The following is a 22,449-nucleotide window of genomic DNA, read 5'->3' as shown; positions in this document are numbered from 1 at the left end:
TGTGCGCTAGCTCAGTCTTGCGGTCGCGGGGACTGTGAAAAAGGACCCCTTGGTGCAGATTATCGGTCCGAGAGGGAAGGTTGTTGGGGCGTCGGAGCCCAGGCTCCTGAAGACTCCGGTGAGTTCGTCCAGGCGGCCTGTCCCGGCGCGGCACGCCGCCTTGGCAGCGTTGTACTCCGGCGGGATTCCGGCCAGCTTTTGGGTCCATGCCTCGGCTGCGGCGTAGTCGCCGGCCTGCAGCAAGCGCAGGACCTTAGCGAAGGTCCTGAATGTCCGGTCGGCGTGGTCGAGGGCTTGTAGGCAGGACGGCCTGGGCACTTCCCTGACCGGGCCTGGAACCTCCCGCACTGTTTCCTTGGTGCCGCCGGACGTGACGGCACAGGTCAACATCCCGGCGACGAAGACCAGGACGGCAAGCATGAGGTGCGTCAGGATGCGCTTGGCCTGCGCAGGATTCTTGTTTCTAGTTGCGGTGTCTGTCGGCTTGAGTGTGCCCATGTTTGGATCATCAGCCCGCTGTTCGCTCAGGATCAAGTACAGCAAAGAGCAAGACCACGCGTGATGGTTCGTGCAGTGTCCGGGCGCCGCCTCGCGGCCAAGAGTACTGTGAGCGCTTCACGTGGGCCTTCGGCCCGCGGTCGGGCAAGCTGGGCGGTGTCTAATGAGAGCGTCGCGCGGGCGGCGGCGACGGCATCAATGGCGTCTGACTTGCCCCTGCTCCCACGGGAACCGCGTCCGGGCGGCCGGGCCTCAACCACCTGCAGTCCGCTGCTGGAGAGTGCCTTGGTCAGGCCGGCGCCATAGGACCCGGTGCCCTCGATCGCGACGATGCAGAAAGCTCTGGTCCTGCAACGCCACCGGGCCGCTATGGGCAGTTTTTCATGGCCGCTGACACCGTGGCTCTGCGCGCTATTTATCGATCACAAAACGCCGCCAAATAACGCCGAAAGCCACAATCCCATGGCGTGTCCCCCTCTTTTCAACGGAACGGTTCTGGGCGTTCCACTTCCAAGGAAATGAGACCGCCCCATGCCTTCGCACCGAGCTCTGCATCGGCTCCAGCTCCCGTTCCTGCTCAGGAAGTAACGCGGGAGCCTGCGATGCAACCGGGACCGGCACCGACAGCCGTGTGGTCTGCGGATTTTGACGCAATAAGAGACTCCCGGTGTTGTGTGGTGGCTGCCGAGCAAGCACACTTCGCAGGAGGTCCTCGTGTCTCTAACGGTGGTGGCCTATTCCGAGCGCTTGCCGCCTGAAAAGGTCGACACGCTCTCGGTTCGTCTTCTTTCCGTGCAGACCCAAGGTTTTTGTAGGTTTCGGCCACGAGCATTGACCTATTCCGCAAACCGCATTGGGGGTGGTCATGGATTCTCATACCGGCGTATTTCCGGCAGGCGCGTTGACCCGCCGCCAGTTTGGCTGGGTGGTCGGCGGTGGGGCTTTCCTGTTAGTAGCCGGGGGGACATACGGCGTTGTTGCACGCAGTGGACTCGGTGCGGCAACCGGCGTCGCCACAGCCTTCGGGAGGGTGTCTGTTATTCGTGCGGGTCGCTTTGCCCGCCTGGACTCCGAGGGGCGAATGGCAGCCAGCAACCTGGTGGCGGCAATGCCGCAGATCACCGCGGGCGGCGTCGGTTTAGCCCGGGCTGCCGGGGGCACGGCCGGCACAGGCGGGCATGGTCATGGTGGCGCGCTCTTGTACCAGGGCGGCTGGCCACAGCCGGTGAACCTCACCTGGGGCGATGTTGTGGTGGAGGTGGAGGTACATAACGGGGGACTGCAGCCTGTTCTGTTCAGCCCGGGCGAGTTGCGTCTGAGGCTGGCCCCCTCGGGTACGACGGTCACTCCGCAGGACTCCGACCGCAGCCTGGGCGTTGTGGAGCCACATGCCATCGAGCACATGCTGATCAGCTACCTTGCACCGCGCGATTCCGCGGGCTTGGCGCTGGAGTATTCGGACTCACAGAGGGACCAGCCCGTGCGCTTGGCCCTGCCGCTACTGAACACGAGCGAGGCCCGGTCATGAGCACCCTTGATATCCACATCAACGAGGGTTTCGTACGGATGGTGGACGGGTCACTGGTGTATCATCGGGGCTTCGGCGACCGGCCAACGCCTGTCAACGATCCCCGGCCTGCACTGGTGATGAGCCCCCGGGTGATCACCGCCGCCGGACGGGTGGTCGCCAGCAGGACCTACCCGCTCGGCGCCCCGGTACCCCCGGTGGGCAGGCCCAGGGCGTTGCGCCCTGATCCGGCGAACCGCAATGAGTTCCTGGTGCGGCGGGGGTACTGGGCCAGCTTCTTCCCGGACCGGACGCTGATCGCCGAAACAGGCAGCACCATCCACATACTGCTGCACAATCATCTGGCCCAACCGCACGAACTCCGGTTCCACCGTGCCGGTACCGCGGGCACGGACGTGGGCTCGGGGCCGGTCGCACCGGGGAAGACCAGGCTCTTTCAGTTCAGGGCCCCGGCCCCTGGAACCTATCTGTTCACCGACCCGGGCAACCAGCCAGTTGAAAGGACTCTGGGTTTGTTCGGTGCACTGGTGGTGATAGACCCCCGCAACGCCTGGCGCCTCGCCCCCGGAGCGGCCGAGTTCGAACGGCAGTGGCTGTGGATCTGCCACGACGTCGACGCGCAGTGGGCACGGATCGCCTCACGGGGACAGACCGTTAACCCGGCCACGACACCGGCAGTTCCCCGGTACTTCACCATCAACGGGCATTCAGGCTTTGAGGCGCTGGCAGTCAGCACGGACAAGGAACTGAACGAACGGCGCGAGGAGGACACCTTGGCCTCCGGATTTCCCCGGGAAACCGATGTGCGGGATTTCAGCGCCTCCCCTGCTCCCGGTGCCATCCGCACCGGGCAGCTGATGAGAATGGTCAACGCCGGAATCGTGGTGCATTCGCTGCACTACCACGGCAACCACGTTTGGACGGTGCGCGCCAACGGAGTCGATTTCCCCCGCTCCGGCGGCCGTGTTACCGGCGGTGACGTTGTCCTGCAGCAGTGGGAGGACACCGTCCAGCTGCAGCCGCTGGAGCGGAAGGAAGCCATGCTTCCCGTTCGCCGACCGCCCGAGGTGGTGGACGCCGTCTGGGAAGCGCGGGACGAGGACTGGAAATACCCGATGCACTGCCATGCGGAGCCGTCCCAGACCGCCGCCGGAGGGCTCTACCCCGGCGGGCTGGTCGCGGACTGGGCGCTGGCCGCCGAAACCATCCCCGACCCGGGCACGCCGCCCACCGCCGCGGATCCCCATGAGTTGTTCCGCAGCCAGGTGGACTTCGCTTCCGACCAGCCCCATGAGGGCGCACCGGAGACTGAGCATGCCCTGCCGCCGGACGTCGCCATGGAGTTCGACTTCTTCAACCGGAAAATGCCGTTCCCGGACGGCTCCGAGCACGAGGTGTGGAGCTTTGAGTCCGACAAACTGGGGCGCCAGCTACCAGGGCCGTCGCTGCGGCTAACGGAGGGCCAGATCTTCCACGGCACGGTCAAGCCGGGCAAAAGGGTCCACACCATCCACTGGCACGGTCTCGAACCCGATCCCCGCAACGACGGCGTGGGCCACACGTCCTTCGAAGTCACCGGGCATTACACCTACCAGTGGCGGCCGGAGGTGGGCGTGCCCGGCAACCCCAACCGCGGGGCCGCGGGAACCTATTTCTATCACTGCCATGTCAACACCCCGCTGCACGTCCAGATGGGGATGTTCGGGGCGGTCATCGTCGATCCATCCCCCAGCGCCACCTCTCCCTGGCCGGCCGGGACACGGCGTCATTCTGTGAACGGTCCGCTGTATGACATCGCCACGGAGACCCTGATCGGGCCCTACTCCCTCGATCCGCGATGGCATGAGCTGAACCACGCCGCGGGGCTCTCGGGCGAGGACGTGGGCCTGAACCGCTTCGAGCCCAGGCACTTCTTCCTCCTCGGCGGGGCACTGGCCAGCAGGCCGGTCGGTGATGACATTGTCTGGAGCATCTCCTCCATGCGGGCTAACGTCGCCGGGGGAAGCAAGCACCCCACGCTGGTGCGGATGGTCAACGTCGACTACTTCCCCACCCTCACGCGCTTTACCGACGCCGCAGGCCGGCCGGCCCCCATCGCGGAACTGGTCGCCCACGACGGCCGCCCCTTCTGGAACACCCCCAACCCGAACGGGCCCGCGGTGCACCCCTCGATGGCCGGCCAGCCCCTGCTCACCAGCCTCATCAAAGCCAGTGCAGCCGAGAAATACGACTTCCTGCTCCGGCCCCCCGCCGCGGGAAAATACACCATTTCCGTTGACTTCCTGCACTGGATCACTGGGCAGAGGCTCGCAACCAAAACCGTCACCGTCACCGCCACCTGACCCCTGCCCTCGACCAAAAAAGCCCGACGACAGCACTACGCCGACCCGGAGCATGGGCGTTACATTGCGATGCCATCCCTTGGCCGCTGGCGCACCTATCACTGTCAGTCCGTCTCACTGTCAGTCCGTCTTAGCCCGGGCTTTGTTCTTTCGGGCCGTGGAGACACGTTCTGCCAAAAACGCTGGGAATAGCCGGTAATCCCCATGGCGGCAAGGGCGGCACAGGCCTGTAAGTGCCCCCCTTGTTCCGATCAGCACGCCACGGTTGCGGGGCCATCACCGGCATCCGGGGCCCGGACGTCATAAGGTTCACCGGCTTTTCCGAACCCGCTGGCGTCAAGCTGTCGGTATCTGGCCGGGAAGTTAAAGCCGTATCAGGTTCCGGTCAGTGCGCCGGGCTCGGCAGGGCACACCCTCCCGTCCATGCCAAGCCCGGCCCCCCCTTCCGCTTCAGGAGCGCCGACGCCCACCGGGCCCCGCGTCACCGAAGCGGCGTCACGGATTGGACCGGAAATGCCTGTCACCAACAACGTTGCCTGGGACAGAAGATTAGAGGCCTTCAAGGGCAGGGACACCGCGCAGTACATCGCAACGGTCATTGCCCTGGCCAGCCGCTGCACAGCATGCCAACTGCCGCTGGGCCCCGGGGCGGCCCTGTCCCTGAGCGTGGACATCACCGAGGGCCGGGACCTGGACGGAATCATCTGCCTCACCTTCGACCATTCCATCTGTCACCTGCAATGTCAGGAACCCGGCCTGACAATACGTGAGGCCGCCGGTGTTGCCGCGGACCCTGCATCAGTGGGCGCCCGGCTAATCCTCGCCAGCAGGGGCACGTCCGGAAGAGACGTCGCTGTACTGGCCTACACACTGGTGCCGAATATGGTTTTCGGGGAACCCGGCGGGGAGATGACCTCAGTTCTGGTCTCGGCCCTGCTCAACCACGGCTTTCAATTATCTTTCAATGCCAGCTACACCGAAATCCTGCGGCAAGCCGTCCCCGTGCGGGACACCTGCACGTGCGCAGTGGCGGCCAGCGGAACAGTTCAACTCCACGTCGACGGCGTGCTGATGCACTCCCAGCAGCTGGACACCCGGTGCCCGGATGATGCCGCATGGCTGGAAGCAGCCAGGGCAGGGCGCGTCCTGGTCATCAGCGGGGACAATCTGATGTTCACGGAAACTGCCCTGCAGCTGAACGCGGCGGCACGGCTTGGCACGCTGGTCACCGGCACCGTCCCCGCCCTCACGTGACCAGATCCCGCCGGCACGGTGCCGGCCAGTGAGCATCCCCTTCAAAACCAGGGCGCACAGCGCAAGCGACTTCGAACATTCCGTGCAGGCCACTTCGGAAAATGACAGCGGGTCCCGCGTATCTGGACCGTCCCGGATGGTGTCCCGAAACCTGCCCCATGAACGAAAGAGAAGTCCTCTATCGGGAACAGCTCGACCCGCAGAACCCTGACGACGCTGAATGGGTCGGGGCGGTAGCACGCTCGGGCAGGATCCTCGTCATCAGTGGCGACCACCTGCACATCGCGGACACAAGCCTCGAGCTCCACACGGCGGCCTGAGGGGGACCCTGGTCATCGGCAGGGTGACTCTCAACGACGGCGCACCGGGTTCTGCTTGAGAGGACGATTCCTTTCGAAGGCACCGGGTTCGGGAGGACTGCACCTTCCCCGGTGCCATTGCCGGCCTCCGAGCTGGCAGGTTCGAAACCGGCAAAACCAATGATCATCTGGCGGCGTTGGAAAACCTTGGAAGCGCGGCCTCCCACGTCCAACCGCCGCCTGCTTGAGGGGTGTGGCCGTGGGCTGCGCGTTCGATCGGCGTTTCATGATGTGGGGCGGAGAATTACCGTATTACCGGGGCCATACAAAACTGTCACAGCCGCACTTGGGACATTCGTGCGCCCGCCTTCGGCCGCTTCAGCAGCGCAAGATCCTCCGCGCTGCTGCCGCAGGTCGCTTGGGCCACGGCTGAGGTGAGAACCCGTTGCTGATGAACGTCGGAGCACGGCCAGTACGGATATTTCTATCTGTGGCCAAAGAGCCTATCCCAAGCGTGACCTAGGAATTGCGCCAGGACAGGGATGCCGAACCACACCGCGACGGCTACCAACAGGACAACGATGACCATTGCGATCGAGAACCCCACCGCGGGCGGTTTGCCGCTGCTTTCATCCATGACTATCCCTTCGCAGGTCGGAACATCGAGAGAAGTCTGTCCTGCGCCCCTTGGGGAAAGGTGGGACCCGTTGGGGCCCTCGCAATACAGCTATTCCAAGTCACGAGGGCGTAGTGTGACGCCGTGCCGGCGGCGGGCGGTCCCGTTGGTTCCCCATGCTAGGAGGCTCACCCAGTCGGCCGCCGGTCCACACTCGGCACACCCCACCCTGCCGGTTTCCGGCGGGGGCACCGGGTCCGGGGAGGACTGTACCGGCCCCGGTGCCGTTACCGGTTCCTGTGCTGACAGGTATCCAACCCGGCAAGATCATTCTCATCGGCCGCCTTGGGAAAAAGGTAGAAGACCTTGCAGTGCACGAGGCCCGGCCGGGGCAGGGGATCGCTAAGACTTCTGCCGAGTCGATTGCTGCTGGTCCTTCACGGCCGCTGATAGCAACGCGATGCCGCCACGGACGGTCATGGCAGATGCCATGATCTTGCCGTCACCGGGTCCCGTGAAAACGTCCCAGTAGAGGTTCCTGCAACGGAACGCCCGGTGGTCCTGGATCAGGCCGTCTCAGTGGTCCTGAATCAGTTGACATACTCCCCAGGACTGCTCTCTTGTCAGCGCACCAAAGTTAGAGCCCGGCGCGGCGGTGGCGCTCGATGAGGCACGAGGCCATCTGCTTGGCTAGTTCGGTGGCCTTCCGGTCGCCTTCCATTGTGGAGATGATGGAGCCCTTCAGCAGCAGATGCCACGCCCGGGCGAACAGGTGGCAGCGCTCCAGCCCGCCGCCCTCGGCCAAAACCCGCACGTGCCCCCTGATCCTGGCGAGGTATTCGACGCTGGCCATGCCCAGGGGATGGTCAGGGCCCATTTCCATGAGGACCCTGATAAGCATGTTGGATTTGTAGCCTCCGCTGCCGAGCCGGTCCGCGAAGACATCGAAGATGACCAGCAATTCCTCTTCTGGAGTGTCGCTGCGACGCTGTGCCTCGGCAACGATTTCCTCGAACCAGACCTCGTGCTGGAAGGCCAGAACGGCCTTGATCAAGTCGTCCTTCGACGGGAAGTGCCGGTAGAAGGTCGACTTCGCAACCCCGGAGGTCTCGATCAGCTCGTTAACGCCGACATCCCGGATACTCCGCCGGGAAAACAGTTCGTACGCGTTACTGAGGACACGTGCTCTGGTAACCAGGGCACGCCCGTGGGCTGCGTCAGAGCTTCGCGACCGAGTCGAGTTGATCGCAGGATTGGAAGTTCCGGGCTGCTTCCCTGGTTGCGGCACTCTGATGATGCGCCTTATCCGGCGTCGAAGCTTTCGTCCTCGTCATTGGGCGATTTCTCCTGGGGCAGGTCGTTGCCACTGCCGTTCGGGATGCCTGCGGCTTCCTGGCCGGAGCCCGAGGAAGCCGGCGCAGACTCCTCGGAATCGCCGCCGAGAATCATCTCGGGTTCAGCCAGCTCGTGGTTTTCCTGTGTCATGCTTCCTCCTGCTGAGCGTTGCTGATACTGCTGGTCTCGATGATCTGGTTGGCCGAGGACCAAAGTCCGTGGCATGTGGTAATAATCAGTAAACTTACCAAATGTCGCAGATCGGGCAACTGGCAGTCTCGTGTCTGACGTTTTACTGCCCAGGAGCACTGCTTCCTCGACGGGGCGCAGCGGAACGCAGAGCTCGAGCTAACGGATTCTGTCCGCTTCGGCGGCAAGACGGCAACGGCAGAGCTCTTGTGGGCAGGCAGAGCTCCACACAGCGTAAAACTGTGTGGTTTCTAGCGCCTGAACCGTCTCACCCGTCCAGGCCAGCCCGATTGCCATTAACCCGCCTCGGCCGTAAGTTCGCGTCCGGTTCCCAAGCAGCACGGTGAGCAGCCCGATTTGAACAGCAGCATGCGCAGCCCGATTTGAAAGGGTGGCCGAGCATTCACCTCAAACGGCGCCCTAGCGGCCTGGTTCCTCCGTGGCCTCAGGGTCTTCTTCGGGTTCAAATGTGTTGGGCTCAGAATCAGCAGCGATACCGATCCCGTCCCCGCCCTCGGGAATCCCGCCGTCGGCCGCGCCCTTGTGCGGCTCGTCCTCGGGCATTGAGTCAGGTGAACTGATCGTCATAGCTCCTCCTTCATTGGCTGGGACTTCACGCTAACAGCCTGCGGGGTGAAAGGCGCCGGACAAGCCCGAGAAACTGAGGGCATCGGCTGAGTTTGCATGGAAGCGTGCCCATCGCCATGCCTTTCCGCCTGGCGGGTCACTCTGTCCCGACCTTAATCTGGTCGCTCTCGCCTCGCACAGACTTTTTAGGCGGCAATCACCGGGGACTACAAGACCATTCTGGAACCACCGCCGGACTGGGGCGACCCGAACATCAGCGCTCCAGTTTGAGCCGTCCCGCAGAACACACAGGCGGCAATCTTTTGAACAGAGGGTCACCAAGGTCTCCCTTGGGCGGCACCGCCGTTGGCTGCGTTGAGAGAGCGCAGGACGTCCGCCCGTTCGACGGGTGTGATGGGCCGGAGCCCAACGAATTAATGACCTGCCACTGTCTTCTGCTCAGGCGAAGGCGCGCGAGGGTGGAATCAAGGGGTGTCTCCAGTGCAGCATCCGGCCGCTTTACCCACTAGCCGATAGGCCTGTTCACCATGCCGTGGTCGCAAAGGCCTCTCCCCTGAGCAAGATATGCCCGGCGCCAGCCCGGTCACCCCTACCAAAGTCCTCAGCCAGAATGGCCGGCAGCGGAATAGGTCCGGGCCGCGGGATCGCGCGGGCAGGGGCGGCGACTTCCGCCGCCTGGCAAGATGCGACGCATCCATCCTGTACCTCTTATGGCGGCTAACCGCGGCCCAAGGTTTGGTCTCGGGTGGCGGACACTCTGGCGCCGCCGTTAGGAGGCAGCCATTGGGTCCGCTTCTCAAAACTCAACTCGAGCTCCTGTCTCGGCGCGATCATTTTGAGAACTATTTGCGAGACCCGCCGCACGTGATGAGCGATTGCCCGTCATGACGCTGGTACCGCGTAGAAGTATTCGCGGCGTTGCCTGCGACCCTCCTGATCCGGCTTGCAGCTCAAGTGCGGGAAATTCTTGTCGGCAACCTCTTGTCAGCTTTTGGTCCCGGTGCTATATAAATCTATGTCAGCGGATATAGATCCGGTTCATTTGATGATCCAGGAGGTATGTCATGTTGATGATGAGCGATCCGTTCCGCCAGTTCGACCGGCTGGCCCAGCAGGTACTGGGCACGGCGGCGCGTCCTGCCGCAATGGCTTTGGATGCCTGGCGTGAAGGCAACGAATTCGTGGTGGCGGTTGATCTGCCCGGGGTTGAGACGGAGTCGATCGATCTGAATGTTGAGCGGAACGTTCTGACCATCCGCGCCGAGCGCAAGGACACCGTTGGTAAAGGCGTCGAACTGATTGCTGCGGAGCGGCCGCGTGGTGTCTTTAACCGGCAACTGATGCTGGGCGAAGCGCTGGATACCGAAAACGTGACAGCCAGCTACGACGGCGGCGGCGTCCTGACCGTTCGCATCCCCATGGCCGAGAAGGCACAGCCGCGGAAGATCGAAATCACCTCCAGAGCGGGTGCTCAACAGCAGATCAGCGCCTAACAGACCGGGAGGGATGCCGACGCCAGGGCTGCCTATCGGGCGGTTGGCTTTCATCGAAGAGCGCCACTGCGCCTTTAGCGCACAAGCAGCATCAGAGCGGAGGCACCCCTCCCCCATAACGGTCCCCGATCATCGCGCTTCTTTTCTGGTTCTCCTCCAGGGAGCGGTAACCGCTGGAAGCGATCGCGAAGTAATGGGCGAAGCGTCGGCTGAGCCGTCATCAGGGGCTATGAAACCGAAGCCCTTTTCCGAGTTGAACCATTCAACCGTGCCTGTTGCCATGCCCGCTGCCCCTAGCAACTCTTCATCTCACCCGCGGGCTTTACGGCGCCGGCGGCACGGAAGTGCTCTCCCGCTGGTCCCAAAACTACAGTTCCCTGCGTGCCGACGAGCCAGAGCAGTTGAGCGACTTTGAGACCGGCGGCGGGCTGGATGTCCACCGGGATGGCTGCGGTGCCCTGTGCCCGGCCCGGCAGGGAGATGGGCGACGGAAGCGCCCGCCCCACCCGCACTTCAGTGGATGCAGTTTAGGTACAGAGATGGTGGAGAACCAGGACGGGAACCGGTCATAGAATGTCGGGGCAGCGATCGCTACCTGCCCCCTTAGGCCCAGGGCCATTCCCATTCCCATTCCAATTCCAATTCCAATTCCAATTCCAAGGATGTGCGACGGCGCGCGTCAAGTGGAATGAGTGAATTGGCGCGGATACAGCACCGGCAAGCCGCGGGATGTCCAGGAGAAGGTCCTGTCGCAGGTAACGGCGAGCTGACTGAAAGCGAGCACCGGCCAGATTGCCTACATCGCCCGTGCCCTCGCCGCGCAGAAGTGGACTCGCCTGCCCAGAAGAAGATCTAATGAACTTGGCCGTCCCGGAATGTCTCCCCCAGCCTTTCCGGGCCGGTCTTCTTACGCCCGTCTTTCCCATCATCGGGGGCGGATTCGCTACACCAAGGTTGTCCCCCTGAGGAGCAGCATGCGGGCGCCGACTCCTTCTCCCAATCCAGCTCGCTGCCTCGAAACCTCTGCGTCTCGCAACGCTAGGGTTCCGAGACATCGAAACCGCCAAGTTGAGCTGTGAAAAACCGCCGTTCTGAACTAACAGTCACACGAGGAGTTAGCCTGCGCGGCCGACGGGAGGCGGAGCGGTGCGGCTGGCAGGATGGTGCCGTGACGACTAGGCGGCGTACTGCGGCTCCGAACGCGGAGTGGGTGCTGATGTACCGGGGCGGGCTGACCCGCTCCCGGATCGCCGCGCTCACCCGGGTCCCGGCCGCGACCATCGGCTACCACCTGTCCGTGGCACTTGGAGCGGACCCAGGGCTTCAGGCCGCCCACGAGCAAGCCGCCGGCCCACCAACAATGCAGGTGAGCGGGCAAGGGCTGGCTCGCATGCGCCAGCTCGTGGCCCTGGTCCAGGAAACAGGGCGGTATCCTTCCCGCACCGCCGCTAATGCGGATGAGCGGAGGCTGGCGTCATGGTTGGAGCGGCGCCGCCGGGACGCCGCGGCCGGCACACTCGCACCCGCCTACCGTGACGGACTCGCCGTGCTCCCCCGCTGGCAACGGGCACCGCGGTCCGTGGCGGATGAGGGCAGATGGCAGGACCGGCTCGCCGCCCTGGCCCGGTACCGGGCGGACGGGCACGACTGGCCCCGCCACAAAGCCGCTCTGACCGGTGAAGAACACGACCTGGGCGTCTGGATGCACGCCCAGCGCCAAAAGGCACGCCGCGGCGAACTCGACCCGGACAAGGCACGGGCGCTGGATGAGGTGCTGCCGGGCTGGCGCACCGGCCGTCAGCGGGGCCGCAGACCCCGAACCGGCACCGTGTAAACCGCGACCTCCCCGCGGACAACAGGCAGACCACCAACACCGAGGTGCACGGGTTGTGCCCCCTGGGGGCAGGCGGAGCCCTCCGCACAGCTCAAAGCTGGGCGGTTTCTCACCAACGTCGCAACAGGTCTGCCATGAACGTATCAGGCGAGAGTGGGGCCCGGCTCTGATCCCACAGGTCTACCTGCACTTCGACCCCGCGACCCAGTCGGCTCGTCGATCTGCTGGCCAGAGCGGCAGCCCGTTGGCACGGCAGCGGATGGACTTCCTCATCCTGTTCTCCAGCAGACATCGCGTGGTCCTCGAGGTCGACCGGAAGCAGCACTACGCGAACGGCGATACCGCGAGCCCGGCCCTCTACAGCGAGATGGTCTCCGAGGACCGACGGCTCAGGCTCGTCGGCTACGAGGTCTACCGGTTTGGCGGGGCCGAGTTGATTTTAGGTATCTTTTTTACCGGGCAGCGGACCCGAACGGTAGGGGCGGGCAAGGAATGCATCAGGATGCTCTCAACTTGCCCGCCTCGTGTTATTGGTGTTGCTCTGGCCATCTCAAGCTGTCCGACGACCAGGTGTTACTGGTGTTGCTCTGGCCATCTCAAGCTGTCCGACGACCAGGTATTACTGGTGTTGCTCTGGCCATCTCAAGCTGTCCGACGACCAGGTATTACTGGTGTTGCTCTGGCCATCTCAAGCTGTCCGACGACCAGGTATTACTGGTGTTGCTCTGGCCATCTCAAGCTGTCCGACGACCAGGTATTACTGCGACGGTGCTTCCCCCTAAACAGGCAACTACAGCTACTTTAAGCGGGGGAACTTCCGTTCTCTTTTTCTTACGACGAAAAATATGAGCACTCTCTGAAATCTCGTCAAATCACGCCGGGAATCCACCATGGCGGATTGCTGATCACCGCCGCAAAGACGCCGCCGACGGCATCCCCTCCCCCGCCGTACGCCACCGCCCTGGACGCCATCGCCCGTTGGCGGGACTACCCGACTAAGCGTGCTGCCGACTCTGTCCGGTGGAAGCAGCGCCCTGGCTGAAGTCGTCGGCTATCAGGCGGCTGGCCGGGAAGAACGATTCCCCGGCGTGTGGCCGCATACCCAGCGCATCCACTACGCGGCCGGAAACTGACCGCAGCAACGAAAGCAGCTTGAACGACGTCATCCCAAAAGGGGTCAGAACTATCATTCCCAAGCAGGTTCAGGTTTCGTCTTCCAGAGACATTGTCCTAATAGGACAGCCAAGGGAACGCATATAAACCATATCCAATAAAACAGCAGTTCATGCCATAAGCCATGCCATGCGTCCCGTTGGAACTTCAAGGGAATGGTCGGTTAGACAGCCAGTGTGATTTCAGGCCATAGTTCAGGGGCGATCACAGGTAAGAGTCTGTGTTTGGTGTACACCCAGTAGCCTCATGGGATGGCATGCCGTTGACACCACTGGTGCCCCTGTTGGAAGCCCAACAGGAGACCACATATGTTCTCCCGCAGAAATCCGTACACGTTAACCCGTATGACTGCGCACGTTAGATCGCGCGGTAAGCCCCATGGGAAGACAAATAGGTGCGCCCGTGTGCTGCCCTACTTAACGCACCGCGCTTCGTCAAATGCGTGTCATTGCCAGTATTCCGGGGGAAGTCCACATAGCGTTAAGGGCAGGACAACATGCCGCCCACCAAGTAGGAGAGTTACGGCCCGATGGCACGATCACTGCAAACCCCCGTCCCCCCAAAACCTCAGGCGACGCGGGCCATTGACCGTGTTGTCTCCCTGGCGAACGGCAAAGGCGGAGTCGGCAAGACGACCACCGCAGCCAACGTTGGCGGGTACGTAGCGCTGGCCGGCTCCCGCGTGCTGCTGATCGACCTTGACCCGCAGGGCGACCTGGCGCGCGACCTCGGATACGAGCGGCAGACGGGCAGGGAATTCTTCCAAGCCCTCATCGCCGGCACCGCGCCGATGATCCTGCGCGACGTGCGGGAAAACCTTGACGTCATCCCCGGCGGCCAGGACCTCGAAGACATCCAAGGCCTCATGGTGTCCCGCTCCAGCCGCTCCGACGCCGGCGACTTTGGCGACATGCTCTACGCCGTCCTGGCCCCGCTGGCAGACGATTACGACTTGATCGTGATCGACACCCCGCCGGGGGAGCGGATCCTCGTAGAAGGCGCCTTCGCGATCTCCAGCGCCGTCGTCATTCCTACCCGCTCAGATGATGCGAGCATCGACGGTGTCGAACGCATCGCACGCCGCTTCATGGCGGTACGTGACCGCAACCCGTCCCTGCAGTTGGCGGGCGTCGTCCTGTTCGGTGTTGGGCCGCGCTCCCTGCGCTTGGAACGCAGCGTCCGAGACACCTTGGAAGAGATGCTCGGCACCGTCGCTCCGGTCTTCGAAACCCGAATCAGGAACCTGGAGAGCGCAAGCGCCGACGCCCGCCGCAAGGGCCTGCTCTTCCACGAACTTGAAGGTGCCGTTACCGACGCCCAGAAGAACCGCCTGAAGGCGCTCCGGGCGGGGGAGAAGCCGGCGGACGGTTTCTTCTCGCGCAATGCCGGGGGACTGGCTGAAGAATACGAGCAACTGACCGGCGAGATCCTCGCCCGACTGAACGAGATCGAAAGCGGGAACCAGGCATGAGCGGCCGACAGAGCCTTGCCGGGGCATTCGCACCTGTAGCGCCTGCCCGCGGTACAACACTGCAGGGGTTGCTGGCTCCGAAACGGGGGAGGGGCGCCCCTGCACCGGAACCCGAAACCGGTGAATCGGCGGAGCCACGGGCCCGGGAACTTATGCAGGTACCGCCACCAGCAGCACCTGACGCCGCTGACACGCACGTGCCTACTGACCAGCCGCAGGCGGAGAAGCGCCCCGCTGGACAGGCACCTGTCGAGGAGACGCCCCTTGAGGCGGTAGGGGAGCGGGAGGAGCCCACGCCTACATCCGTCAAGGCCGCAAAGGCCACCGCGCGACAGCAGCCTGATGCCAAGCGGGCAGCTAACGCGACCAAAGCCTCCGAGCTGGTTCCCGGGGCGCTGCGTAACGTCGGGGTGTACCTGCCGCCAGCGCTCCTGGCCCAGGTCAAGGATGCCGTCTATCAGGAGCGGACCACGTACGCAGAGCTGTTGGTTGACGCCTTTGAAGCCGTCGATGACAAGCAGATCGCCAAGGAGTTCACTTCCGAGACAACACTGACCCGTTCCGGCATGCCCCGCCGCGCACCGCGAAAACGGGGGGAGGCCGGCATTCAGATCCAACTACGCCTCGACGGGCTGCAGGTTGCCTGGCTGGATGAGAAGGTCACCGAGTTCGACGCACCGTCACGCAGCGCGCTCGTCTCGGCCGTCTTCAAACTTCATATCCAGGCGGTACAGACTCCTAGGGAGTGATGCTGGACCCCCTGGGGACAAGCAACGCTCGTCTTCCCATAGTGCTTATGGCATGACTTATGGCACGAAGACGGAGCGTACCAAATCAACCGCGGGAGTGGATGCGGTGGACGGCCGCATCGACACCCGTAAGGATGTGCAGACCGGGGGAGTGGGCCCACAACTGATAGGCCTTTGGCGCTGACCTTCATCCAGTTCTGTTGAAGGCCATGTCGGACAGTGACCATTCATCGGGTGGCCCCTCGAATATCTCCCAAGGATAGTCTTCACCGGGGGAGAGCAGCTCTGGGACGGTGTTGACGTTCTTAGCGAGCCATTCCCGCCAGATAATCCGGTCGTTGCGGTAGCGCTGTAACTGGAGGGCCACCGCTTCGAGGACCCCAAATTGTTCGGCGAGTTGTCTCAGTGAGGTACCAGCTACGATTGACCAGGCCCTATTGGGACTGCGAACAACCAGGTTCCAAGCGCTGAGGACTTCCAGAGCTTCGTGGACGGCGGAACGAGACAGCCGAGTGAGCCGCACAATCTCGACAGTTGGCACCCCAGGGGCGTGCTCCAGCGCTTCGTAGACGAACGCCGCCGGCAGCCCCAGTTCCCGGAAGACAGGACGCAGGGCGTAAATTTTCCCTTTCTGCCAGGTAGCATCCTCGGCGGCACCTTTCAGCTCTTCGGGAACGGTCAACATGTAGAGATCGCCTTTGGTTCCCCTGGCTTCTTCAACGAGAGTAACCAAGGGATCCTTCTCCGCCCGCAACTGCCTCAAATGCAGACCAACAGTGGTGTGGTCAAGACCCGTGGCCACGGCAATGGACCGGACGCCGAATTCAATGAACCGAGATCCCGTCATGTGAGCTGCCTCCCCTAACGCCCTAAGAACCATCCGCCGCGCCATACCAGTCCTGGATTGTTGGTAGTTCACCTCCCGTATGCGCAAGGCGTTTCGCCAGGTCCGGATGAACCGATGCTCTGCATCGGGATTTGAAATTGGACCAATCCCCTTTACCTCTGCCGCCTGTGTGGTTGGCTGGCTTGTGGGGAATCTGCGGACATTGTCATTCCGGTCGGTCTGAGCCGTCTTTTTGCTTAAGTAACTGAGGGCGTTCATCCAGTCGCGCCGCAGTGACGGAAAGCGGTGGCGGGCTGCATAGCGGGCGTAGAAGGAGGCCAGTCCAGGCCAGGTTCCCTGCAGCATCCGGCGCTCCACATCCACCAGCTCCAAACCGGCGGTCGCGGCACTGAGGATGACCGCCTGGCGAGCCTCGGAATCAGAGGCATACCGGTTGGTGTCGTACATGCCCGTCTGGGCGAGCACCTGCATGGCTCGGGACATGCGGCCCACCGGCTGCTCAACCACGGGCAAATTGGAGGTTGCCGGAGTGAACGTTTCCTCCAGCCGCAGTGCCCTGACGGCCTTGATTTCGGAGGCCAGGTCGTTGGTCATGGCCGCCCAGACTGCGGCGCTGTTGGGCCGTCGGGCGATGTCGTAGGCCATGGACAGGCTCATCGCCAGTTCCTGGTGGCCGCCGCGCTTGTGCGGTGAGCCGGGAGTTCGCATGCAGCCGTGGAGCAAGTTCTGGTGCGGGGTCTTGTCCAGGCTCCGGTACCGGGTGCCGAGCGCCTCGACAAGATCACGCGCTTCAGAGAAGGTTACCCGCCGCGCCAGTGGGACGTAGACGTGGCGGCCGCCGTTCGGCGAAAAGTCCTCAATCCAGCGGGCCCCGACTGAGTGTAGCCAGGTTTGGACGGCGCGGACGTCGGCCTGGACCCAGTCCGTACCTGCTACGGAGGAGTCGAAGTCGAGGAAGATCGCCGCACAGGTGCCGTCCTTGCCAAAAATCCGCACTGCAGCGGGCAGCGAAGGCAATGATTCGGTGAGATTCCGCTCGTGTTTTTGGGGGTAGGTTTTGCCCGCGTCACGGGACAGTCGAACGCGGGGTTGGCCGGCAAGCAAGGGTGCTAGCGCCGCCCAAACGGTGGGCTGGGTCGTCTGGCTGCTTTGACACGCCAGAAATTGGGCGTGCTGGAAGCACGGAGACGTGCTGATGTACGATGTGGGTAATCCTTTCGGGGATTGAGGTATGAAAAAGGGCCGATCCTGCCAGATCGGTTTCATAGCAACACAAAGGATGGCCTTGATTGGCCCTCCGCGACTTACAATCTGATCCGCCGGCAAGCAATCCAGAGGGTAAGTCTCAAGCTTCGAAGGCCCGCCTTGTGCGGGCCTTCTTTTTTGTCATGAGGCGATGCGGATGGGCAGCTCCTGCTGGTAGTCGTCGCGGTCTAGTGCGGCCAGGTCTTCTTGCAGCTTTGGTTCCACAACGGACAGAAGGTATTCGGTTACTGTGAGGCCCCTGTGGGCTGCAACCTTGGCGATACCGTCAGCAGTGGGTTCCGGTGAGCGGAAACCAATGAACTTACGCAGGCCTTTACTGGGACGCCCGCCGCCTCGATTTACTGCTACTGCCGTCATGTGCTGTGTCCTTTGAATTTCGTCCCCGCAGTCGCGGTTACATCTTCATCGTTGTTAGCCTGCCGCTCAGACCGACTGTTGTGTCATTGCGACTGCTCCGAAACTATCACCGGGTAATCGACCCCTTCGGGATTTGTTTTCAGAAAACGGAAGCGTGTCGCGTTTGTGACATGGAACTCTGCCTTCATGTCCGTCAGAATTCCTTAGCCACCGCTGCGGCTGCACCGAGCCATGCGCGCTGTGTTGCCGGTTGGAGTGCTTCGTAGCGGATGGGTCCGTTGACGAGGGCGGGGTCGTAGGGGATTCGAACGACCGCTCGTACATGGGGGGCGAAGCCGTCAGCGATCCGCCGGGCCTCGTCCTTGGCGCGTTTGAGGGCATCTCCGCTCATGCTGCGCTTGGCGTCGGTGGATTCGGAGACGATGACGACGGCGTTGCGGGCCAGTTCGGCGTCGTGGCCGCCGCGGGATTCGAGGGTTTGGAGGGTCAGGCGCGCGGCTTCGGCGCGGTCTTCGATGGCTGTTACGGGGACGACGAGCTGGTTGGTGTGGTGGATCATGCGGCGCCAGTTGGCGGCGCGGGCGGTGTTTCCGGAGTCCATGACGATGAGCCGGTAGTAGCGGGTGAGTACCTGGTGGGCGATGTCCACTTCCTCTGCGGTTACTTCGTGATCGCCTTCGTCGTTCTCGTCTGAGCGCAGGACGTCGAACTTGTCGGCGGTCTGGTGGTGGACGAACCGGGCGATCTCGGCTGCTTGGGCGCTGGGGGAGAGCAGCGCCTGGGAGGAGTCGATGAGGTCCAGGACGCTGTTGTTGTGGCCGCCATTTTCGGTGCGCCAACCGAGGGTTCCCTGTGATTCGTTGTTGTCCCAGGCGACGGTCGCTGCGCCGCTGTAGCGGGCCAGGATGGCGCTGAGCATGACGACGGTGGGGGTCTTGTTCGCGCCGCCCTTGCGGTTGACGACCGCGACGGTGCGGGGGCCGGGCCAGTGTTGGCTCACGGTGCGGATGTCTTCGCGTTCGGCCAGCTCTTCGGGTGAGGGGTCCATGCGGAAGCCGAGGCGGCTGAGAGCGCCGCGCCAGCCGCGCGTGGCGGGTTGGAGCGCGGGCGTGCTGATGAGGAAGGAGGTGTCTTTGAGGCTTCGCCGGCCGGCTTGCTCCTCAGCGGCTGTTGTGGAGGCCGGTGCGGGCTCCTTGGCGGCCGCGTCCGTGACAGCTGCACCGAAGGCCGCCGGTGCAGCGCCGGCTGGTTGTGCGGGCGTTTCCTCGGCTTGAGGGGCGGCGGGAGCCGGAGCGGGCGTGGTCGTGACCTTGGCCGGTTCGGGTGAAGGGGCGGCCTTAACGGGCAAAGTGTCCTCCCGTCGGGAGGCGGGCTTGATCGACGCTGCTTCGCTGACGACACCGTCGGGGGAGACGATGATGAGGCCCTGCCCGTCCGGGTCGGTGGTGCTGACGCGGACGGGTCGGCCGAGCTGAGCAGCGGTTTCGGTGATGAGGCGTATCGCATCGGTCAGGACGGCGGCTTCGTCGGCGGCCTCGATCGGGTGGGAGGTCCCGTTGATGGTGACTTCGCCGGTTCCGTTGGTGCGTAGAACGGCGTTGATCTTGGGGAAGTCGAGTGCTTGGGTTTCCATCATCTGTCCTTACTTTGTGCCGTTCGGGGGTGTGAAACGGTTGACCTGCCAGGGCTTGTCGGCTGCGCTGCGGAGCAGCTGGACGTCGTAGTTGCCGGCGTCGGTGGGGAACACGACATGGCAGCCGAAGCCGTTGTTCTCATCGATCTTGAGCTGGCCTGTTCCGGTGACCTTGGTGACCGGGATGTTGGCGGGGTCGACGTATTGGTAGTCGGCGGTGGCCTGGGCGGTAAGGAGCTGACCGAGGTCCTGGATCCATACTTTGTCCGTGACCGTGGGGCGGGCGTAAAGCGTCATGGCTTTGGTGGCGGTGTCCAGCGCGGCTGTTTTGCTTGCCTCGTCCCAGGCAATGCCCAAAGTGGCCGGTGCTGTGCCGCCGGGTGCTTGGGGCTTGCCGCCTGCGCTGAGGGTGGCCGGCGCGGTGGTGGAAGTGCTGGGTGATGGTTCCGCCGCAGGGGTTGAGCTGGCTGCCGGCGCGCAGGCGGTACACACGAGCAGGGCCGCGAGGGCTGTCAGGTTGCGTTTCATGGTTCCTCCGGTGAGTTGCTGCCGGGCAGGTAGAGAAAGGCGCTGGGAGTGCTGTTCTCTACGGTGCGGGTGTAGTAGGTGTGGTCGTTTGGGGCGGGGTTGCCGTTGTAGCCCTCTTCGAGGAAGCTGCCGTCGCCGTTGACGGCTTTGACGACGGCGACGTGGCCGTAAGTGCCGTCTGCTCCTCCGGTGCCGGGGGAGTACCAGACGACCGCGCCGACACGTGGCGTTTCACCGGTGGGCCAGCCCTTGGCGTCCCAACCGTCCTTCCAGGTCAGGGCGGAGCCGAGGAGGGCGCCATCGGGCCGGAAGGTGCCGTTGAGGATCTTGTAGGGGGCGGTGGTGCTGCCCAGCTGCTGGTTGATGCGCCAAAGGGCGAAGTCGACGCATTCGCGGTTGAACATGCCCAGGGGAGATGGCTCGTAGATCTGGGCCGTGCTCCACGGCAGGTCATCGCCTTTCCCGGATTGGCCGGGGATGCCGCAGGAGCTTTCGCCGCCGGCGTCGGTGATCTTCACATCGCCCAGGGCGGCGACGACCTCGACGGCGGCCGGCCAATAGGGCTGGTAGTGGAACGGGTCGGCGTTGCGCTGGACCCTGTGCGCGGCCGTGGTGGGTTCAAGCTGTTCCCACCCGCTGACCTTCTGAAGGGCCGTAAAGAAGTTCGTGGCTGATGTCGTTGGGTTCATGCGGTCCTGGTAGGTGCCCCAGGCACGGTTGTCGCGCTGCTGGAACAGTCCTCGGGAGTCAGGTCCCGGTCCGTCTCCGTGGTCCAGGACGCGGAGCCCGGACTCGCCCATGGCTGTCATGACACCGATTGTTTGCCCCCGGGCAGACAGGCCAAGGGCTTTGCCTGCATTGATGATCAGGGCGGCGTTCTTCAGCTGCTCGCCCTCGTAGCCGGCGACAGCGACCTTGGGCAGCTGGGCTGCGTCAACGCTGACGCTGGAACCGGTTGGTGAGCAGACGTCGGCCGCGGCCTGGGAGCCCCCGCCGAACAGGATGATGGACAGCACCAAACCGACGGGCGCAAGGACGGCACCGGCGACCAGCACGGGTCCGCTCCTTGGTGATTGCATGTGTCCCCCTCACATCTGTTCGGTGCTTCGCCCTAGGGCTGGTCCTCGTTCACTTCCGGTGTCTGGCCCTTCCTGAGTGTGTTCCGGTTCTCCCAGACCCAGTCTTTGACTTGATCTCTGGCGATCAACCATGTCTTCTCGACTTGGTAAGCAGGAATCACTCCGGTTTGGAGCCAGCGGTAGACGGTGTTTCGGGACAGCCCGAAGATCTCTTCGAGGTCCTGAGGCGTAAGACGCTCCGGGTACTTGGCGAAGAGTGCCTCCAGGTACTTGGGGTCCACGCTCAGTCCGTCCCACCGCATAGAGCCATCGTAGACCACAAATTGGTACTGTGATGTACTGGAAGTGATTGAAAGGTACTAAAGCTGTTGTTGGAGGTCACTTATGGCCTTTCGTGTCGGATGGTACCGATACGATCTTTGCGGACATTACTAGGGGATGTGAAATGCCGGTCTCAAAGAATCGCTGGGTGACCCTCAGCGCAGAAACTATCGACGAACCTGTTCCAGTCATCCCGGAAGAGCCGCCGTTCATCCCTACGGGGGCGACGAGGCCGCAGCTGAGTGTTCCGCAGCCGGACCAAGCGGACCGGCTTCCCCGGAGGAACGCAGCGGGGAGGGAACCGGGTTTCTGGTGGCTTGGCGTGCACGGCGGCGCGGGCGAAACGTCGCTTGCACGTCTGGACAAGAACACCAGGGCAGCGGAGCATCACTGGCCTTTGTCGGCAACTGGATCCGTCGTCGTCCTCGTGGCCCGTTCCAATATCCCCGGCCTGCGTGCGGCACGGTTGGCGGCAACTGAATGGGCTTCACGGTCACTTCCCGGGATCCAGGTCGCCGGCCTGGTGGTCATGGCCGACGCTCCTGGCCGGCTCCCCAAAGAGATCCGCGACTTCTCGTATGTCGTCGGTGGGGGAGTGCCCCACGTGTGGCATTTTCCCTGGGTGGATAGATGGCGCTACGGCCACGACGTTGCCCCCGAAGAACTTCCCAAAGAAGCCCGCACCGCCCTTGAACAGGTGCGCATCGCAGTAACTGCCACCGCCGCCCTCCCGGCCAAGTAGAAAGAAGAAACCCCTATGTTGTTCTCCAAGGCCATGGAATGGTCCAGCTTCGCCCTCACCGAGATACCGAACCCGGGCACCGGTGAAGCACCTCCCGGCTCCGAAGGTTTGCTCACGATCCTCAAATGGATCGCCTGGATCGTCTTCGGCCTGGCCGTGGCCGGCATCCTGATCACCGCCGGAACGATGATGATCAACAACCGACGCGGCGAAGGCGGCGAGCACGCCGGCCGCCTGGCATGGGTCCTCGGCGGCTGCATCCTGGCAGCCTCCGCAGGCGGCGTCGTAGGCGCACTGGTCTAAGGAG

General features: G+C 63.5%; 20 protein-coding genes and 1 pseudogene. 10 read left to right on the top strand and 11 right to left on the bottom strand.

What is annotated here, in order from left to right:
- Positions 1-6: 6 nt before the first annotated feature.
- Positions 7-498 carry a hypothetical protein gene (locus QF036_RS24575; RefSeq protein ID WP_307106312.1) on the bottom strand — a complete coding sequence of 164 codons (492 nt, stop codon included), beginning with the start codon at positions 496-498 and terminating at the stop codon, positions 7-9.
- A 1,081-nt stretch (positions 499-1,579) separates the two neighbouring features.
- Between QF036_RS24575 and QF036_RS24570 the strand changes: the two genes are divergently transcribed.
- From QF036_RS24570 to QF036_RS24555, 4 genes are all read left to right on the top strand, one after another.
- Positions 1,580-2,026: a hypothetical protein gene (locus tag QF036_RS24570; RefSeq protein ID WP_307106311.1), complete on the top strand. Its 447-nt coding sequence runs from the start codon at positions 1,580-1,582 to the stop codon at positions 2,024-2,026.
- A complete protein-coding gene (locus QF036_RS24565; protein WP_307106310.1) occupies positions 2,023-4,368 on the top strand; it encodes a multicopper oxidase domain-containing protein in 2,346 nt (781 codons plus the stop codon). The genes QF036_RS24570 and QF036_RS24565 overlap by 4 nt, the downstream gene beginning before the upstream one ends.
- A gap of 513 nt (positions 4,369-4,881) precedes the next feature.
- A complete protein-coding gene (locus QF036_RS24560) occupies positions 4,882-5,622 on the top strand; it encodes a hypothetical protein (protein WP_307106309.1) in 741 nt (246 codons plus the stop codon).
- Positions 5,623-5,780: 158 nt separating this feature from the next.
- On the top strand, positions 5,781-5,942 hold the full coding sequence (locus QF036_RS24555) for a hypothetical protein (RefSeq protein ID WP_307106307.1): 162 nt from the start codon (positions 5,781-5,783) through the stop codon (positions 5,940-5,942).
- Between the two features lie 1,232 nt (positions 5,943-7,174).
- Here QF036_RS24555 and QF036_RS24550 read toward each other — a convergent pair.
- The 3 genes from QF036_RS24550 to QF036_RS24540 form a co-directional block, all read right to left on the bottom strand.
- Positions 7,175-7,825 (bottom strand): TetR/AcrR family transcriptional regulator, encoded by a 651-nt coding sequence (locus QF036_RS24550; protein WP_307106306.1) that lies wholly within the window; start codon positions 7,823-7,825, stop codon positions 7,175-7,177.
- A 14-nt stretch (positions 7,826-7,839) separates the two neighbouring features.
- Entirely contained in the window at positions 7,840-8,022 is a 183-nt protein-coding gene (locus tag QF036_RS24545) for a hypothetical protein (RefSeq protein WP_307106533.1), read from the bottom strand.
- A gap of 459 nt (positions 8,023-8,481) precedes the next feature.
- Complete coding sequence (locus QF036_RS24540; RefSeq protein ID WP_307106305.1) at positions 8,482-8,649, bottom strand: hypothetical protein; 168 nt, start codon at positions 8,647-8,649, stop codon at positions 8,482-8,484.
- Positions 8,650-9,713: 1,064 nt separating this feature from the next.
- Here QF036_RS24540 and QF036_RS24535 point away from each other — a divergent pair.
- Positions 9,714-10,142, top strand: coding sequence for an Hsp20/alpha crystallin family protein (locus QF036_RS24535; RefSeq protein ID WP_307106304.1), 429 nt, complete (start codon positions 9,714-9,716; stop codon positions 10,140-10,142).
- 142 nt (positions 10,143-10,284) lie between these two features.
- Here QF036_RS24535 and QF036_RS24530 read toward each other — a convergent pair.
- Positions 10,285-10,424 (bottom strand): annotated as a pseudogene (locus tag QF036_RS24530) (cold-shock protein); the annotation flags it as partial.
- 886 nt (positions 10,425-11,310) lie between these two features.
- Between QF036_RS24530 and QF036_RS24525 the strand changes: the two are divergent.
- The 3 genes from QF036_RS24525 (at position 11,311) to QF036_RS24515 (ending at position 15,369) form a co-directional block, all read left to right on the top strand.
- Positions 11,311-11,976, top strand: coding sequence for a helicase associated domain-containing protein (locus tag QF036_RS24525; RefSeq protein ID WP_307106302.1), 666 nt, complete (start codon positions 11,311-11,313; stop codon positions 11,974-11,976).
- 1,702 nt (positions 11,977-13,678) lie between these two features.
- Positions 13,679-14,620: a ParA family protein gene (locus QF036_RS24520; RefSeq protein WP_307106300.1), complete on the top strand. Its 942-nt coding sequence runs from the start codon at positions 13,679-13,681 to the stop codon at positions 14,618-14,620.
- Positions 14,621-14,817: 197 nt separating this feature from the next.
- Positions 14,818-15,369, top strand: a complete 552-nt coding sequence (locus QF036_RS24515) for a hypothetical protein (RefSeq protein WP_307106298.1) — start codon at positions 14,818-14,820, stop codon at positions 15,367-15,369.
- Between the two features lie 187 nt (positions 15,370-15,556).
- Here the strand turns inward: QF036_RS24515 and QF036_RS24510 are convergent, their stop codons facing one another.
- The 6 genes from QF036_RS24510 to QF036_RS24485 all read right to left on the bottom strand — a co-directional run bounded on the left by QF036_RS24510 (position 15,557) and on the right by QF036_RS24485 (position 21,381).
- Positions 15,557-17,233 carry a MarR family transcriptional regulator gene (locus QF036_RS24510; RefSeq protein WP_373460323.1) on the bottom strand — a complete coding sequence of 559 codons (1,677 nt, stop codon included), beginning with the start codon at positions 17,231-17,233 and terminating at the stop codon, positions 15,557-15,559.
- A 369-nt stretch (positions 17,234-17,602) separates the two neighbouring features.
- Complete coding sequence (locus QF036_RS24505; RefSeq protein WP_307106296.1) at positions 17,603-17,839, bottom strand: hypothetical protein; 237 nt, start codon at positions 17,837-17,839, stop codon at positions 17,603-17,605.
- Between the two features lie 193 nt (positions 17,840-18,032).
- Positions 18,033-19,475, bottom strand: coding sequence for a MinD/ParA family ATP-binding protein (locus tag QF036_RS24500; RefSeq protein WP_307106295.1), 1,443 nt, complete (start codon positions 19,473-19,475; stop codon positions 18,033-18,035).
- A 6-nt stretch (positions 19,476-19,481) separates the two neighbouring features.
- A complete protein-coding gene (locus QF036_RS24495) occupies positions 19,482-20,000 on the bottom strand; it encodes a hypothetical protein (protein ID WP_307106293.1) in 519 nt (172 codons plus the stop codon).
- On the bottom strand, positions 19,997-21,079 hold the full coding sequence (locus QF036_RS24490; protein ID WP_307106291.1) for a CHAP domain-containing protein: 1,083 nt from the start codon (positions 21,077-21,079) through the stop codon (positions 19,997-19,999). Before QF036_RS24490 ends, QF036_RS24495 begins: the two co-directional genes overlap by 4 nt.
- Positions 21,080-21,111: 32 nt before the next feature.
- The gene (locus QF036_RS24485) at positions 21,112-21,381 is read right to left on the bottom strand and encodes a helix-turn-helix domain-containing protein (RefSeq protein ID WP_087874229.1); all 270 of its coding nucleotides are present in this window, start codon (positions 21,379-21,381) and stop codon (positions 21,112-21,114) included.
- Between the two features lie 167 nt (positions 21,382-21,548).
- Here QF036_RS24485 and QF036_RS24480 point away from each other — a divergent pair, with 167 nt between their 5' ends.
- Complete coding sequence (locus QF036_RS24480; protein ID WP_307106288.1) at positions 21,549-22,142, top strand: DUF6668 family protein; 594 nt, start codon at positions 21,549-21,551, stop codon at positions 22,140-22,142.
- Between the two features lie 15 nt (positions 22,143-22,157).
- Complete coding sequence (locus QF036_RS24475) at positions 22,158-22,445, top strand: hypothetical protein (RefSeq protein ID WP_307106287.1); 288 nt, start codon at positions 22,158-22,160, stop codon at positions 22,443-22,445.
- The last annotated feature ends 4 nt before the right edge of the window (positions 22,446-22,449 follow it).

The organism is Arthrobacter globiformis, assembly GCF_030817195.1.
Classification (GTDB): Bacteria; Actinomycetota; Actinomycetes; order Actinomycetales; family Micrococcaceae; genus Arthrobacter; species Arthrobacter globiformis_D.
The sequence above is the reverse complement of the archived record's forward strand: the minus strand, read 5'-3'. Positions and strand labels throughout refer to the sequence as shown.

Excerpts from the sequence above, each read along its gene's own strand:
- QF036_RS24565 (WP_307106310.1), top strand. The coding sequence starts at position 2,023 with ATGAGCACCCTTGATATCCACATCAACGAGGGTTTCGTACGGATGGTG.
- QF036_RS24505 (WP_307106296.1), bottom strand. The coding sequence starts at position 17,839 with ATGACGGCAGTAGCAGTAAATCGAGGCGGCGGGCGTCCCAGTAAAGGC.
- QF036_RS24475 (WP_307106287.1), top strand. The coding sequence starts at position 22,158 with ATGTTGTTCTCCAAGGCCATGGAATGGTCCAGCTTCGCCCTCACCGAG.
- QF036_RS24500 (WP_307106295.1), bottom strand. The coding sequence starts at position 19,475 with ATGATGGAAACCCAAGCACTCGACTTCCCCAAGATCAACGCCGTTCTA.
- QF036_RS24555 (WP_307106307.1), top strand. The coding sequence starts at position 5,781 with ATGAACGAAAGAGAAGTCCTCTATCGGGAACAGCTCGACCCGCAGAAC.
- QF036_RS24535 (WP_307106304.1), top strand. The coding sequence starts at position 9,714 with ATGTTGATGATGAGCGATCCGTTCCGCCAGTTCGACCGGCTGGCCCAG.
- QF036_RS24570 (WP_307106311.1), top strand. The coding sequence starts at position 1,580 with ATGGCAGCCAGCAACCTGGTGGCGGCAATGCCGCAGATCACCGCGGGC.
- QF036_RS24490 (WP_307106291.1), bottom strand. The coding sequence starts at position 21,079 with ATGCAATCACCAAGGAGCGGACCCGTGCTGGTCGCCGGTGCCGTCCTT.
- QF036_RS24495 (WP_307106293.1), bottom strand. The coding sequence starts at position 20,000 with ATGAAACGCAACCTGACAGCCCTCGCGGCCCTGCTCGTGTGTACCGCC.
- QF036_RS24545 (WP_307106533.1), bottom strand. The coding sequence starts at position 8,022 with ATGACACAGGAAAACCACGAGCTGGCTGAACCCGAGATGATTCTCGGC.
- QF036_RS24560 (WP_307106309.1), top strand. The coding sequence starts at position 4,882 with ATGCCTGTCACCAACAACGTTGCCTGGGACAGAAGATTAGAGGCCTTC.
- QF036_RS24520 (WP_307106300.1), top strand. The coding sequence starts at position 13,679 with ATGGCACGATCACTGCAAACCCCCGTCCCCCCAAAACCTCAGGCGACG.
- QF036_RS24485 (WP_087874229.1), bottom strand. The coding sequence starts at position 21,381 with ATGCGGTGGGACGGACTGAGCGTGGACCCCAAGTACCTGGAGGCACTC.
- QF036_RS24540 (WP_307106305.1), bottom strand. The coding sequence starts at position 8,649 with ATGACGATCAGTTCACCTGACTCAATGCCCGAGGACGAGCCGCACAAG.
- QF036_RS24575 (WP_307106312.1), bottom strand. The coding sequence starts at position 498 with ATGGGCACACTCAAGCCGACAGACACCGCAACTAGAAACAAGAATCCT.